The sequence below is a fragment of the Flaviflexus equikiangi genome, from assembly GCF_014069875.1.
Classification (GTDB): Bacteria; Actinomycetota; Actinomycetes; order Actinomycetales; family Actinomycetaceae; genus Flaviflexus; species Flaviflexus equikiangi.
Window position 1 is genome coordinate 2,059,340 of sequence record NZ_CP059676.1, and the last position, 13,991, is coordinate 2,073,330.

The window sequence follows — 13,991 nt, forward strand, 5'->3', positions numbered from 1 at the left end:
GGACCACGCGTTCGACACCCGCACGCGGATTGGTGCGACCGGTCATTGACCTTCGTCGGCGATGGATACCGTGGCAAGGACGCCCCGGTGGTCAGAGAAGGAGAATCGGTGGATCTCGGCGCGGATAGCGGGGAGATCGCTGACCAGATAGTCGAGCTGGAAGCGGGGACGATGTGCAGGATAGGTGGGCCCCGTGCAGAGGCTCGGCCAGATCGACACGTTGGTTCTCTGGTTGAAGTCCCCGCCGAGTATCCGTGGCCCCGGGAGTGTCTGGAGGAAGTCCTCGACCTGGCGGAGCTGGTCCTCCCCCACTCCCTCATGCCATGACAGATGGGTGGAAGCGACTGTCACCGTCGTGTCACCGACAGCCAGAGTCGCCGCGAGGACCTGCCTCGGCTGGTCCATGTCGACGTGGAATCCTCGACGGCGGGGAAGCGGACGCTTCGTCTCGAGATGGTGTGCGTGCCACGTCGCCGGATAGCGGGAAGCGATACCGACCCCGGTACCGTTCTCGCCCACATCCTTGCGCCGCGGGTTGAGGAACGGGAGAACGGTTGCCCACGTGCTCCGGCCTGGCAGGAACTGCCAGTGCTCGAGCCCGCAGGCCGCCGCGACGAGCCCCGTATGGTCCACTCGGCCGCTCAGGAGCGAACCGCGGTCCGCCTCCTGGACGAGGACGACATCGGGGCGCAGGGCCGCGATCTCGGCCAATCCTGCCGCGAACTGCTCGGGTGGTTTGCCCTGCTGGAGGTTGAGGGTGAGGACCGTGAGGTCAGCCCTCGACAACGTCCCCACCATCGGCCGGGACGAAGGTGAGTGACACCGAGTTCATGCAGTACCGGTTGCCCGTCGGGGTCTGGGGAGCATCGGGGAAGATGTGCCCCAGGTGCGAATCGCAGGCGGCGCACCTGACTTCGGTGCGGACCATGCCGAGGGTACGATCCTCGATGAATGAGACGGCGCCGTCTTTCGCCTCATAGAAGCTCGGCCATCCGCAATGAGCATCGAACTTCGTGCCAGCATCGAACAGCACCGTGCCGCATGCCTTACAGGCATACGTGCCCTCCCTGCCCTCGTTGAGGAGCCTGCCCGTGCCGGGACGCTCCGTGCCAGCCTCTCGAAGAACCTGGTAGGACGCGGGGTCGAGACGCTCGCGCCAGTCACTCTCAGAGAATGTCAGAAAATTCTTGTCGGTCATGTCGGTTCCTTCGAGTTGGCGGTGTCCTCCTGCTGAGGATCGGTCTCCCCATCATCGTGCACGGCGTTGCGTTGCGCAGCCCTTCTTTCGCGTTCGGCGATCGCTTCCTCCCCGGGGCCGGAGAATGCTTGGGCACGCTTCTCGGCCTCGGGCGAGCCGGAGAAGATCGATGCCTCGTGTCCCGGCTTCACGCTTGTCGTCGTCACACCTGCCGTCGTCGGAGAGGACGCTATCTCGTCTTCGGAATACTCGGGCGGGGTACGTTCGGACAGGGATCGGCGGAACGGCAGATAGTCGAGCGGGAGGATCACCGTCTCCTCCATGTCCACATCCTCGTGCGGCACAGCCGGTTTGGGAGCCTTCGGCAGGTGCTCCTCGTCGACGAAGACCTCAGGATCGGGATATTCGGCGATAGCGGTCTCGAGATCGTCGATCGATGCGAAGAGGTTGCGGGAGTATGGGAGCGCTTTGGGGACGCTTTCCTGGATCCACTTGACCATGTGTTCGCGCGTGTAGTTCCTCAAGTCGGTCAGCTTCGCGGAATCGACGGCGGATACGAGGATCGCGATGCGAACTCGGCCCCCTTCAGCGGAATCGACCTGGAGGACTGCCGTCCTCCCATCCCACAGGTCACTCGCCTGGAGGCACCTGTGCATCTCCGACCTCATGGCATCGATGGGAACCTGCCAGTCCAGATCGAAATAGACCTTGCCCATCATGTCCGAATCGCGTCTTGTCCAGTTCTCGAACGTCTCCGTCGTGAGCTTGCTGGAGGGGACGATCAGCCGCCTGCCATCCCACACCTTGACGACGACATACGTCAGGGTGATCTCCTCGACGACGCAGTATTCGCCGTTGACGATGACGACATCATCGACGCGCAGCGAGTCGGAGAAGGCCACCTGGAGTCCGGCAAACACGTTGCCGAGCGTTGACTGTGCCGCGAGACCGGCGATGACCGAGATGACACCGGCCGAGGCGAAGATCGACGCTCCTGCGGCACGGGCCGTCGGGTACGTCATGAGGACGCCGGCGATGCCCATGACCCAGATGGAGACGACGAGTACCCGGCGCACGATCTGGAACTGGGTTTGGATCCGCTTAGCGCGTTTCGTTGCCGACCGTTCGACATGCCGTACGACAGCGGCCTCGACGCCGAGCATGACGCGGGCAACGAACCAGGTTCCGGCGAGAATGACGACGATCATGCCGGCGTGGAGGATCGGCCCCCGCCATCCGGGCTCGATCTCCCCGTCATCCACTGCCGTCTTCACGCCGAAGGCCACCCAGGCGCCGGCCAGCGCTAAAGCCAACTGGAAGGGACGCTTCGGCGGACCGAGGGCAGGTTCAACGATGGGATGGCGCCGCGAGACTGCCTGCGCCACAGCAATGAGAAGGATCGACAGGAGCAAACCGAGCACGGCTCCGATGAGACACGTCAGGAGTGTGCCGACAATGTCGAAGGTGACGGTCACGGCCTGTTCCACGTTCTCGCCGAGCGGCGTCTCCTCCGTGGGATCCTCGGTGGGGTCGACGACAGATGCGAGCTGGGACAGGAGTAGCTTCATGGTGTCAACAGTAGCCAGTCACTGCCTGACATTCGAGGCTGCCCACATGTTCACATCCGGCAGATCACAGCCGCTCCCCATGATTGGTTCAGCCCGAACGGGCGGCTCTTATCGCTTCGTTGCCTCCGTGCGATCGCCTTGTCGCTTCCCGTCCATCTCCGAGGAAAACGCCCCTCCACCGCCACGGGCGGGATCCGGTGAGTAAGGACACATCATCCGCTTTGCATTGAACGCAGTTTTCTAGTTATGCTGGTCTGGCTCCGGAAGGAACGGAAACGTTCACGAAGGAACACCAGAAATACTGGCCCCGATCGTCTAGCGGCCCAGGACCCCGCCCTTTCACGGCGGTAACACGGGTTCGAATCCCGTTCGGGGTACGACTTTGGTCGACAGTGTTTCTTGGCCCTGTAGCGCAGTTGGTTAGCGCGCCGCCCTGTCACGGCGGAGGTCGCGGGTTCAAGTCCCGTCAGGGTCGCAGATTGCCCGGCTATGCCGGGCAATCTTATACGCCTCTGTAGCTCAGTTGGTAGAGCGTTCGACTGAAAATCGAAAGGTCATCGGATCGACGCCGATCGGAGGCACAATTGGAACCCGCGAGAGATCGCGGGTTTCTTGCATATCTTTGCCGTTGTGAAGTTCGTGCCTGACTCAGTCGCTTCATCCCCCTGGCGTCAATGGCGGCCAGCAAGGCGCTGCGCTTCTCCCTGCATTCCCACAGCGAGCATGAGATGGTCAGTGAAGGACTTCTGTCGTGTCATTCGAGTCCGTCTCGCAGGCATCGACATCACTATCGTGGCCACTCCGGACTGCCGCCTTCTCGGCACTACGGCTATGTGATCGGCATTCAACTCAACGTAGTTACTGCCATCGAAACTTCTGGCCTCGAGGAGCAGGCTCCACGTCTTTTGCGTGTGGGCTGGCCAAGACACTGTTTGGTTTGTTCCCTGGAGCTTCCCCTCCCGCATCGGCAACCACTCGGTCGCCGCGTTGTCGTCTGGACATAGAACTGCTCCCCCGAAGTGTTTTCGGGGGAGCAGTCATGAGTCAGATAATCTGACGGAAGGACTAGCCTACGATGCGGTTGACTGTCGGGGTGTCGACGCCGTCGCCATCCCAGTCACCGATGAGGATCGTGTCGCTGGCCCGACCATAACCGATGGTCCAGTCAGCAGCCCCGCCCGCGAGAGCGTTGTTGATGTGGAAGACATTGCCACGACGCAGGGAGACAGTGTCAACACCATCACCATCGAAGTCACCAGCAAACGCCTCATCACTCACCCGGCCGTAGTTGAACACGGAATCCGCATCCCCACCACCAAGAGTGTTGTTGATGTAGAACGCATTCCCACGACTCACAGCAAGCGTGTCGACGTCATCGCCATCCCAGTCACCAACGAGAACCTCATCACCGGCGCGACCGTAGTTGAACTCAACATCGGCGTTACCACCGGCAAGGGTGTTGTTCAGGTAGAACGTGTTGCCACGGCGAACACCGAACGTATCGGCGCCATCCCCATCCCAGTCACCGACGAGAACCTCATCGCCGACCCGGCCGAACTTGAACTCAGCAGCAGCGTTACCACCCGTGAGCGTGTTGTTGCCATAGAACGTGTTCCCACGACGCACAGCGAGTGTGTCATAGCCATCGCCGTCCCAGTCACCGACAAAGACCTCATCGCCGCGACGCCCGAAAGCGAACACGACATCAGCCTCGGTCGAGGTCCAGTCATTGGCAACGAAGAACACATTGCCCTTCAACGGAGCCACGGGACCCGGAGCGACATAGGTGAATGTCCACTGAGCAACAGCATCCTCAGCAAGGACATAGCCCTCGATCGCACGTGCGGTCACGACCGTGTCAGCCGTGATATCGACATCGCCGGTCACGACCGCGCCATCAATCACGTACTCGACACCCTCAACTACTGGAATCGAGACCGTGTTGCCGGCCTGGACAGGAGCCTCGGGCGTGACGGTCACGATCGGAGCAGTATAGGTGAATGTCCACTGAGCAACAGCATCCTCAGCAAGGACATAGCCCTCGATCGCACGCGCCGTCACGGTCGTGTCCTTCGTGATATCGACATCGCCAGTCACGACCGCGCCATCAATCACGTACTCGACACCCTCAACCGTGGGGATCGAGACCGTGTTGCCATCCTGGACAGGAGCCTCAGGCGTGACAGTCACGATCGGAGCGACATAGGTGAACGTCCACTGAGCAACAGCATCCTCAGCAAGGACATAGCCCTCGATCGCACGTGCCGTCACGGTCGTGTCAGCAGTGATATCGACATCGCCGGTCACGACCGCGCCATCAATCACATACTCGACACCCTCAACCGTGGGGATCGAGACCGTATTGCCGGTCTGGACAGGAGCCTCAGGCGTGACAACGACTTCGTCGTTGAGGCCGGGGATATCCAGGCCGACCTTAATCGGATCGTGGTCGGAGGAGCGGAACGGGTTGTCCGCCTGGAACAGGTTGGTCACGTTGTAGTTGTAGCGGGAGTATTCCATGCCGACAGACTCAACGGAGTTGATGTTCCAGACGGCAGTCTCGGTTACCCAATCCATGGCGTCTGCGCTGCCGAGGATGTGGTCGAGGGAGCCTGCGCGCAGGCCGAACGTGTACGTGTAGTAGTGCTCGCCGTCCAGGTTGCTCTGGTTGCGGAGAAGGTTGACGTAGCCGTCCGCCTCGAGGATCCGCATCGGATCTTCAGCGGAGTAGGAGTTGAAGTCACCCACGAGGAAGACCGGCATATCGCCGTACTCTTCGTCCGCGAAGGCGAGAAGTGCAGTTGCCTGCGCCTTGCGGTCGGGGTTTGCGTTGCCCTGCCCTGTGCCGTCATCGGTGCCGGAGCCCTTTGACTTGAAGTGGTTCGTGATTGTCGCGAACTGATCGCCAGCGGGATCGCCGTCAGCGTCGAGTGCCTGCCAGGCCTGGCCGAGGGGCTCGCGTGCGTTGCCGAAGGCGGAGGAACCGATGAGGATCTTCGAATCGCCGACGGGGACGACTTCGTCGACCTGGTAGATGAAGGCGAGTCGGATGACGTCCTCATCCTGCGGGAGAACCTCGGGTGACTCGACGTATGCCCACTTGGCGGAGCCTGCGTCTGCGTTGAGAGCATCGACGAGGTCGGAGACGGCGACGTCCCGGTCCTTGCCGAACGCGGCCGAGTTCTCGATCTCTTCAAGGCCGACGACAGAGGCGTCCAGCTCCTGGATAGCGGCAACGATCTTGCCTTCCTGGCGAGCCAGGTTGTCGGCGTCCCATGCGCCACGAGCATCACAGCCGCCGCGGACGGTGAGGGGGTTACCCGCACGGTCGTTGTACGAGGTGCAGCCGCGCAGGTCAGTGCCCAGGGTCGTGAAGTAGTTGAGAACGTTGAACGTTGCGATCGTCACGTCACCTTCGACCTCGGGTGCTTCGACGATCGCTGCGCGGGTGTCTTCGACGACAAGGAAGTCGTCGTTGTTGCCGGTGATGCGCTCGACGGGCTGAAGGTTCCACTGGTAGCGGTAGTCAAGGATGACAGGCTCGGACACGGTCACGTCTGCGCCTACACGGAGGGGAACCTCAGTGTTCAGGTACGGGACGGGCGTGTTGTGGTCGTTGAAGTTGAAGTTCGTGTAGCTGAACGACGAACCATCATCGAGGGTCAGCATCTTCGAGGCATTCTCGGCGACGAGTGCGTCGTGCTGGGCCTTCTCCGTGACCGGGTTGTAGATATCGGTCTCGGTGGGGAGCGGTGCGTCGTCCATTGCCAATGCGACCTGGCCGTAGACGTTCGTTTGGTACGTGTCGGTCACGGTGAACTGGACGTCGGTCACGTCGAGGAGCATACCCTCGAGAACCTCGCGCTGAGCATCCGTCACGAGATCGGCAGGAGTCACGGCCGTCGGGACGGGAGCGTCGACGACCTCGTCGAGGATGGTGTAGGACTGGCCCGTGATCTGGGTGAGTCCGAAGTACTCGCCAGCGGTGCCGGTCACCTCGATGTAGTCACCGAAGTCGACAGCATTGGCCGTTGTGGCCGAGTAGACGAAGACGCCGTGAGAGGCGTTGCCGATCGTGCCGCCGGTGCCCGGGGTCTGGATGTAGACGCCGTTGAAGCCGCTGTTCTTGTAGACGGCCGTGACCACACCGCGTGTGGTGACAACCTGTCCGTTGAGCGGAGTGGTGCTGCCGGTGCCCTGGATCTCGGCAATGGTTGTGGTGGTGGGGTCTGGATCCGGATCGGGGTCTCCACCGCCGGTACCACCGGAGTTCTGCGGAGTCGGGGTCGTTGCCCACGTGAAGTCCGCCAAGTTGTTGTCGGTATCGGCACCAGCGGTACGGGTGATGGAACCGGAATCGGAGTTGCCACCCACAACTGCGGCCACGGCCGTCTCGTATCGCTCCGCAGTGCCCCAGCCGACCAGGTCGACGAGGCGGTCGTCGGCCGACAGGTCACCCTTAGGCAGGCCCGTCAGGCTTGTCGTGCCATCGACGAGCGCGAACACGCCGCCACCGCCGCCGGCGTTCAGGGTTGTCACGAGATCAGGCGCCGGGAGCGCTGCCCCGTTAGAGCCGTTCGATCCGCCCTGGATAAGGAAGTATCCTTCGGCAGGGACAGAGCCCGAGAGATTGACCGAAGCAGTCGCGTTCGCGTTGGTTGCCGGGATGTACTGCAGCGACAGCCCATCGAGGCTGATCGCCTCATCGGTGGGGTTGTACAGCTCGATGAACTTGTTCGTGTATGCCTGGTTGGCGGAGCCGCCGCGAGCAAAGACTTCGTTGATAACGACGTCACTGCCATCCGTTTCCGCCTGGGCGGGTATCGCCCATATCGGTGACACAATCAGCGCACCAGCACCGATTAATGCCACTCTCTTGGTGAAGAATGATTTCATATGATCTGTCCTCTTTGATTAGACCAGCCGAGTCACTTTTAGTGAATCTCCTCTACATTCTCATAGTCTGGTGACGCATTGGGGAAGTTTCTGTAAACAGGAAGCGAAGCCCGAGGTCACGGGCGCATTCGATGAGGTGCACCTTGTTCCCGGCTGACATCCCGTGAGGTACGCACTCATGCAGTGTTCGCGGTAGAGTGATGGAGATCAAATGATTAGTTCATCGGAAGGAGATGGACGGTGACAGCATCCGCGAACAAGGGACCAGCAGTCCCATCTGACCTAGGCGGCTCGACCCTGCCCCCGGTTGAGGAGACCAAAAACTCTCGCTCGATCGGTGAACTCGTTGCGGGGATCAGCGAACGCTTCTCGCGCCTGATCCGCGATGAGATCGAGCTTGCGAAACTCCAGGCGACCGAGAAGGCGAAGAAGATTGGCCTCGGCGCTGTCATGCTGATCGTTGCCGGCGTTCTCGCGCTCTACGCGCTCGGCATTCTGCTCCTCGCGGCCGTGTGGGGCATCGCCAACGCCCTCCCACTGTGGATATCGGCTCTTATCGTCGGCTTCGCCCTTCTCCTGATCTGCGGCATTCTTGCACTGATCGGGCTCAAGAAGATCAAGGCCTCGAACGAGTACGTCGTCGATCCCAAGTCGGGAATCCTCAATGACATCGAAGCGGCGAAGAAGGGACTGGCACACCATGAGTGACGCACCCAAGCGCAGCGCGGCCGACATTGAAGCCGACCTTCAGCGCACCCGTCAGGAGCTCACCGAGATCGTCGACGAGCTCGCGACCCGTGTCGACCCGAAGGCCAACGCGAAGGCTGCGGCTGACCAGGCGAAAGCGAAGGCGAACGAATTCGCTGCCAAAGCGAAAGCTGTTCCCGCTGACGCGAGTCACGGCGATGCCGTCGCCATCGGAATCCTCGTCGCAGCGGCGGCGACTGTGCTCCTAGCGGGCTACCTCATCATCAAGAGGTAAAAACAGGGCGTGTGCTGATGGGAGGAGCATCATCGCTCCTCCCATCAATCATCGGGTGATTACCGTCGCGCTGTCGCAGTGAGAAGCTTTTCAACCTCTTCCCTGCGGAAGCGGCGGTGACCCCCGAGGGTTCGAATCGACGATAGCTTTCCCGCGTTCGCCCATCTCGTCACCGTTTTCGGGTCGACATGGAAAAGCGCAGCCACCTGCGACGGTGTCAACAGATCGTTTTCGGTCTGTGTTTGCATTGGACCTCCTCAGCCTCACGGACGCTGTGTCCAGATTCGCAGTAAATGTCAGGATAATGCGGGGTCCAAGGTCCCGAATTCCAGAATTGAGGGTGGTGCCGTAGAATGTTGAGTGCCATCGTTGTACGTTTGAGGCACTGTAATTGACCGAACTAGTTGAGGGGGGTCGACGCCATGGGGCGCGGCCGTCAGAAGGCCAAGCAACGTAAAGTTGCTCGCAATTTGAAGTACTCCAGCCCGGATACTGACTACCGAGCGCTGGAGCGCGAGCTTGTCTCCAAAGGAGACGAGCCCGCTGACCAATCGGATGAGTTCGAGACCGAGTACTCAGGCTTCGAGTACGAGGACCCTTATGCCGACGAGGACGACGAAGAAGAAGACGTCTACCCACTCGGCAGATAGTTTCTCAAGCTAGGAAGGGCGCGGATAATATCCGCGCCCTTAGCTTGTGCCGATTTGTCTAGAGCCCCGTGTACATGCCGGTGAGGCGAACTCCTCCGCCGTTGACGCCCTTCGCGCCGCGGAGAGCCTCCCCACCATCGTCCGCCATGACCCTTCCCGCTTCCCAGGCGGGAATACCGGCAGCGGCACAGACGGAGATGACGCCCTGCGCGTGTTCCTCGGGAACAATCGCAAGCATGCCGACACCCAGGTTCAGTGTGGCCTCGAGGTCCTGTGTCGGGACCTGGCCGAGATCGGCGATGACACGGAAGATCGGCGGAACATCCCAACGGGAGACCTCTGCCAGCATGCCGATTGGCAGCACTCTGGCCAGGTTCGCCGCGAGTCCGCCTCCCGTCACGTGGCAGTAGGCGTGGACACGATCGGCGAGGTCGAGGCATACGTTGGTGTAGAGACGTGTGGGAACGAGCAGCTCTTCGCCGATCGTCGTGCCCAGTTCGTCGACGTGCTTCGTGTAATCCCAGCCGTTGACCTCGAGGACTTTCCGGACGAGGGAATAGCCGTTCGAGTGGATCCCTGAGGACGCCATGGCGATGACGATGTCGCCCGCGCGGACCCTGTCCGGCCCGAGGACGGCATCTGCCTCGACAACGCCCGTCGCGGCTCCCGCCACGTCATACTCATCCTCGCCGAGAAGACCCGGATGCTCTGCCGTCTCCCCGCCGAGCAGGGGCGTGCTGATGGAGGCGCAGGCGGCTGCGATGCCGCGGACGATGTCGGCGATCCGTTCGGGAACGACCTTGCCGCAGGCGATGTAGTCGGTCATGAGGAGGGGCTTCGCCCCCACCACCACGATGTCATCGACGACCATGCCCACGAGATCCTGGCCGATCGTGTCGTGGATATCGAGAGCCTGAGCGATCGCGACCTTCGTACCCACACCGTCCGTCGATGTGGCGAGGAGGGGCTTCCGGTAGGCGAGGAGCTCCGAGGCGTCGAGGAGGCCGGCGAAACCGCCGACGCCGCCGATCACGTTCGGTCCGTGAGTCTTCGAGACGGCGGACTTCATGAGCTCGACGGCGCGGTCACCAGCGCCCGTGTCGACGCCGGCTTGGGAATAGGTGATCTTCATGAGTCCTCCGGTGCGGGATCGAGGCCTGCCGCCACTCTCGTGTGGTCGACCGGCATAGGGTATTTTCCTGAGAAGCAGGCGGTGCACAGCGTAGACTCGGGGCGTGTCGTCGAGGCGATCATGCCTTCCTCGGACATGAAGCCGAGACTGTCGGCCCCGATCGACTGCCTGATCTGGTCGATGCTCAAGCCGGAGGCGATGAGCTCGGCCCGTGTCGCGAAGTCGATCCCGAAATAGCAGGGCCAGACGACCGGGGGCGACGAGATGCGGATGTGGATCTCGGCTGCTCCCGCTTCGCGGAGCATGCGGACAAGCGCGCGCTGCGTGTTGCCGCGCACGATCGAGTCGTCGACGACGACGATGCGCTTGCCTGCGATGACTTCGCGCAGAGGGTTGAGCTTGAGCCGGATGCCGAGCTGACGCATGGTCTGGGTGGGTTGGATGAACGTACGGCCCACGTACGCATTCTTGACGAGACCCTGCGCGTAGGGAATACCGGATTCCTGTGCGTATCCGATCGCGGCCGGTGTTCCCGAGTCCGGGGTTGCGATGACGATATCGGCCTCGACGGGATGTTCGCGGGCGAGAACCCTCCCCATCTCGTTCCTCGCGGCGTTGACGTTGCGCCCGGCGATCGTCGTGTCCGGCCTGGCCAGATAGACGTATTCGAAGATGCAGCCGCGGGGCGTGGCGTCGGCGAAGCGGCGCGATCTCATTCCCGACTCGTCGATGATGAGGAGCTCTCCGGGTTCGATCTCGCGGATAAAAGAGGCGCCGACGATATCGAGCGCGGCCGTTTCCGAGGCCACCACCCATCCCGAGCTGAGCCTGCCGAGGACGAGCGGGCGGAACCCGTAGGGATCGCGGGCCGCGTAGAGCGTGTGCTCGTCCATGAATGCCAGAGAGAAGGCGCCCTTGAGCTGCGGAAGCACTCTCATCGCAGCCTCCTCGAGCGACTGGTCCTCGTCTGAACACCCCAGGAGGGCGGTCATGACGGCCGTGTCCGTCGAGGATCCGCGGCCGAGCTCACCCGTGAGGTCTTCTCCCGACTTCTCTCTCACCAGCCCCATGAGTGCCTGAGTGTTGACGAGGTTGCCGTTGTGTCCGAGAGCGATCGTGCCGAAGGGTGTTGGCCCCAGTGTCGGCTGGGCGTTCGTCCAGGCGGACTTGCCGGTCGTCGCGTAGCGCACGTGACCGACGGCAATATGGCCTGTCAAGGGCCGCAGGTGGTCCTCGTTGAAGACTTGGGAGACGAGACCCATGTCCTTGTAGACGAGTATCTGCTCACCGTTGGAGGTCGCGATACCGGCGGATTCCTGCCCGCGATGCTGGAGCGCATACAGCCCGAAGTAGGTGAGGTGTGCGACGTCCTCTCCCGGGGCCCAGACCCCGAAGACGCCGCATTCGTCCTGTCCCTTGTCGTCTGGGTCCAGGACCCGGGTCAATCGACCATCACCGTGCATGCTTGCCCTTCACGTATTCGAATTCTGGACCATCGGGAGATACCTTGACCAGCCTGACCCGGATGTCGTGGCCCACCGGCAGGTCTTCTCCGTGGATCGTGGCTTCAACGGCGGGGTCACGCACCATGACACTGCCGCGCGGCCGCTCACCATCCGAGACATCGATGACGACGCCCCGGAAGATCTCTCCTTCGCGCCCTGCGAGGATGAGCCCCTCGAGGGCGTTGATCGCGCCGCGTTCGTAGGCGGAGGCACGCTGGTTGGCCTTCGTCATCGTCTTCGGAAGGTCCGGCAGTGCTTCTGTCACCCACGCAGGGATCGGCCCCTGCGCACAGAGGCACCGGCAGACCTCGAGAGCATACCGGTCGACGAGACGCCGAAGGGGCGCTGTCACGTGCGCGTAGACGGAGGCGATCGCGGCATGGGCGGACACGACGTCGTCCGCGGATTCTCCTGCCCCGAGGGGGAGGTAGGAGGCGCCCCGGAACAGGCTGGCCGCTTCGTTGAGGAAAGCGGCGTGTGCCGCCCGCGAGGAATCGAGCGAACGGACGAAGCTGGGATAGTCGACGTCAGCCTGCCAGGGGATATCGAGCGCAGCCGCGACCTGACGGAGCCTGTCGAGGTCCTTGTCGCGCGCCGGGGGCAGTGTCCTGAGGATTCCCACGTTCGCGTTCTTCATGAGCCGCGCGGCTGCCATGCCGGTGAGGAGCGAGATCTGTGCGTTCCACTCCTCGACGTCTGTCACTGCACGGAAGGCGAGATGGTAGCCGACATCCGTCTTCTCGATCAGCTGCTCGGGAAGGTCGAGAGACACTCCCCCGCGCGCGATCTCGCGCTCGATGCGAAGGCGCCCGATCGTGGCGAGAAGTTCCACCAGGTCGGCCGGAACCTGCTCGGGGAGTGTCCCTCCCCCGTCATGAGCATCCTGGACCTGTTCGTATGTGAGCTGGGCGCGTGACCTGACATGGGCGAATTCCACCCACGAGTGCCGCAGTCCCCCGTCCGGATCAAGGTGGAGGTACCAGAGGTATGCTGGACGGTCTTCGCCTTCCAGGAGGGACGCGGAGCCCGCTGAGAGCTCTCGCGGGTGAAGGGGGATGCTCCCGTCAGGGCCATACAGCGTGACGCCGCGGGCGTGCACCTCGCGGTCGAGATCGCTGCCCGGGCGGACGAAGAGCCCGACGGCGCTGATCGCATACTGCACGAGGTAGCCATCGCCCTCCCGGGACAGGTACATGGCCTGATCCAGGTCGCTCGCGCCGGGCGGGTCGATCGTGACGAAAGGAATATCGCGGCGGTCCGGCAGAAGGCTCGCATCCACGTCCTCGACGGTGACGTCTGGATAGTCGGTCGAGATCGACAGCTTCTCCCGCAGCGCCGTCATCGCAGTGACGACTTCTCGGGGTTGCGCTACGTTAGCGCGGACTATTCGCTGAGCCACGGTCTCAGGCTAGTCCACCGGCCCGGGCTTCTTCAGCGATCTCCGGTCAATGAGAAGAGCGATCAACGCACCGAAGAAGAGACCGACTGGGACGGTGAGGAGGAGCATGGCGGCGGCGACATCGCCGATCGCGAAGCTGCCGGCCGCGGGACCGAATTGGATGATCAGCAGGCCGACGATTGCGCCCAGGGCGGCGCCGACCAGCATGAATCTGCCGTACCGCGGGGCTCGTCTCGGGTTGGTGACGTAGAACTCTTCGCCAGATTCCATCATTGCCTTCCTCGAAATAGCGGCAGGACATCGCTGAGATCCGCCCGGATGCCGGACGCTCCTACTTTACCTGCACTGACAGCATCATCCCAGCTCGTCTGCCCGCACGCGAGCTCCAGCCACGTATCGATATCGATCTCGACAACGTTCGGCGGGGTGCCGCGCTTGTGGGAGGGTCCCATGATCGCCTGGACTGCCCCCACGTAGGGCACCCGGACTTCGACTGATCGTCCCGGGCTCAGGGCTGCTAGCTCTTCGAGGGCTCCCCGCCCCGCGGTTCTCTTCTCACCGGTAGAGAGAGTGTCTCCGGACAAGATCCTCGAGACGAGACTGTCGAGCTCGCTGAGGTCGATACGGCGCTTCATGCTCCCACAATAGCGGGACGCCCACC

Annotated in this window: 13 protein-coding genes and 3 tRNA genes; 6 read left to right on the forward strand and 10 right to left on the reverse strand. The window is 62.4% G+C overall.

The genetic code is table 11. From position 1 onward, the window contains the following. Positions 1–42: 42 nt before the first annotated feature. From H2O75_RS09485 to H2O75_RS09495, 3 genes are read right to left on the reverse strand one after another with little or no spacing between them, the layout of a single operon-like run. The gene (locus H2O75_RS09485) at positions 43–786 is read right to left on the reverse strand and encodes an endonuclease/exonuclease/phosphatase family protein (protein WP_182171323.1); all 744 of its coding nucleotides are present in this window, start codon (positions 784–786) and stop codon (positions 43–45) included. Continuing rightward, complete coding sequence (msrB, locus tag H2O75_RS09490; protein WP_182171325.1) at positions 773–1,198, reverse strand: peptide-methionine (R)-S-oxide reductase MsrB; 426 nt, start codon at positions 1,196–1,198, stop codon at positions 773–775. Before msrB ends, H2O75_RS09485 begins: the two co-directional genes overlap by 14 nt. Further along, a complete protein-coding gene (locus H2O75_RS09495; protein ID WP_182171327.1) occupies positions 1,195–2,766 on the reverse strand; it encodes a mechanosensitive ion channel family protein in 1,572 nt (523 codons plus the stop codon). The genes msrB and H2O75_RS09495 overlap by 4 nt, the downstream gene beginning before the upstream one ends. 304 nt (positions 2,767–3,070) lie before the next feature. Between H2O75_RS09495 and H2O75_RS09500 the strand changes: the two genes are divergently transcribed. From H2O75_RS09500 to H2O75_RS09510, 3 genes are all read left to right on the forward strand, one after another. Next, a tRNA-Glu gene (locus H2O75_RS09500) sits at positions 3,071–3,143 on the forward strand. Between the two features lie 24 nt (positions 3,144–3,167). Further along, a tRNA-Asp gene (locus tag H2O75_RS09505) sits at positions 3,168–3,241 on the forward strand. 33 nt (positions 3,242–3,274) lie between these two features. After that, a tRNA-Phe gene (locus H2O75_RS09510) sits at positions 3,275–3,347 on the forward strand. Positions 3,348–3,831: 484 nt separating this feature from the next. On the opposite strand, the gene H2O75_RS09515 is transcribed toward H2O75_RS09510, so the two are convergent. Continuing rightward, positions 3,832–7,662 (reverse strand): ExeM/NucH family extracellular endonuclease, encoded by a 3,831-nt coding sequence (locus H2O75_RS09515; protein WP_182171329.1) that lies wholly within the window; start codon positions 7,660–7,662, stop codon positions 3,832–3,834. Between the two features lie 240 nt (positions 7,663–7,902). On the opposite strand from H2O75_RS09515, the gene H2O75_RS09520 reads away from it, so the two are divergent. Together H2O75_RS09520 and H2O75_RS09525 are read left to right on the forward strand one after the other, a co-directional pair. After that, positions 7,903–8,370 (forward strand): phage holin family protein, encoded by a 468-nt coding sequence (locus H2O75_RS09520; RefSeq protein ID WP_259365246.1) that lies wholly within the window; start codon positions 7,903–7,905, stop codon positions 8,368–8,370. Further along, positions 8,363–8,644 (forward strand): DUF3618 domain-containing protein, encoded by a 282-nt coding sequence (locus H2O75_RS09525; RefSeq protein ID WP_182171331.1) that lies wholly within the window; start codon positions 8,363–8,365, stop codon positions 8,642–8,644. Before H2O75_RS09520 ends, H2O75_RS09525 begins: the two co-directional genes overlap by 8 nt. A gap of 59 nt (positions 8,645–8,703) precedes the next feature. On the opposite strand, the gene H2O75_RS09530 is transcribed toward H2O75_RS09525, so the two are convergent. Then, complete coding sequence (locus tag H2O75_RS09530) at positions 8,704–8,892, reverse strand: BldC family transcriptional regulator (protein WP_182171333.1); 189 nt, start codon at positions 8,890–8,892, stop codon at positions 8,704–8,706. 174 nt (positions 8,893–9,066) lie between these two features. On the opposite strand from H2O75_RS09530, the gene H2O75_RS09535 reads away from it, so the two are divergent. After that, positions 9,067–9,294, forward strand: coding sequence for a DUF3073 domain-containing protein (locus H2O75_RS09535; protein WP_182171335.1), 228 nt, complete (start codon positions 9,067–9,069; stop codon positions 9,292–9,294). A gap of 58 nt (positions 9,295–9,352) precedes the next feature. On the opposite strand, the gene purM is transcribed toward H2O75_RS09535, so the two are convergent. The 5 genes from purM to H2O75_RS09560 are packed head-to-tail and all read right to left on the reverse strand — an operon-like array spanning position 9,353 to position 13,965. After that, the gene (gene purM, locus H2O75_RS09540) at positions 9,353–10,426 is read right to left on the reverse strand and encodes a phosphoribosylformylglycinamidine cyclo-ligase (RefSeq protein ID WP_182171337.1); all 1,074 of its coding nucleotides are present in this window, start codon (positions 10,424–10,426) and stop codon (positions 9,353–9,355) included. Further along, complete coding sequence (purF, locus tag H2O75_RS09545) at positions 10,423–11,889, reverse strand: amidophosphoribosyltransferase (protein WP_182171339.1); 1,467 nt, start codon at positions 11,887–11,889, stop codon at positions 10,423–10,425. The genes purM and purF overlap by 4 nt, the downstream gene beginning before the upstream one ends. After that, a complete protein-coding gene (locus tag H2O75_RS09550) occupies positions 11,879–13,330 on the reverse strand; it encodes an RNB domain-containing ribonuclease (protein ID WP_259365247.1) in 1,452 nt (483 codons plus the stop codon). Before H2O75_RS09550 ends, purF begins: the two co-directional genes overlap by 11 nt. Positions 13,331–13,339: 9 nt before the next feature. Next, positions 13,340–13,603 carry a hypothetical protein gene (locus H2O75_RS09555; RefSeq protein WP_182171341.1) on the reverse strand — a complete coding sequence of 88 codons (264 nt, stop codon included), beginning with the start codon at positions 13,601–13,603 and terminating at the stop codon, positions 13,340–13,342. After that, the gene (locus tag H2O75_RS09560; RefSeq protein ID WP_182171344.1) at positions 13,600–13,965 is read right to left on the reverse strand and encodes a sterol carrier family protein; all 366 of its coding nucleotides are present in this window, start codon (positions 13,963–13,965) and stop codon (positions 13,600–13,602) included. Before H2O75_RS09560 ends, H2O75_RS09555 begins: the two co-directional genes overlap by 4 nt. Between the last annotated feature and the right edge of the window lie 26 nt (positions 13,966–13,991).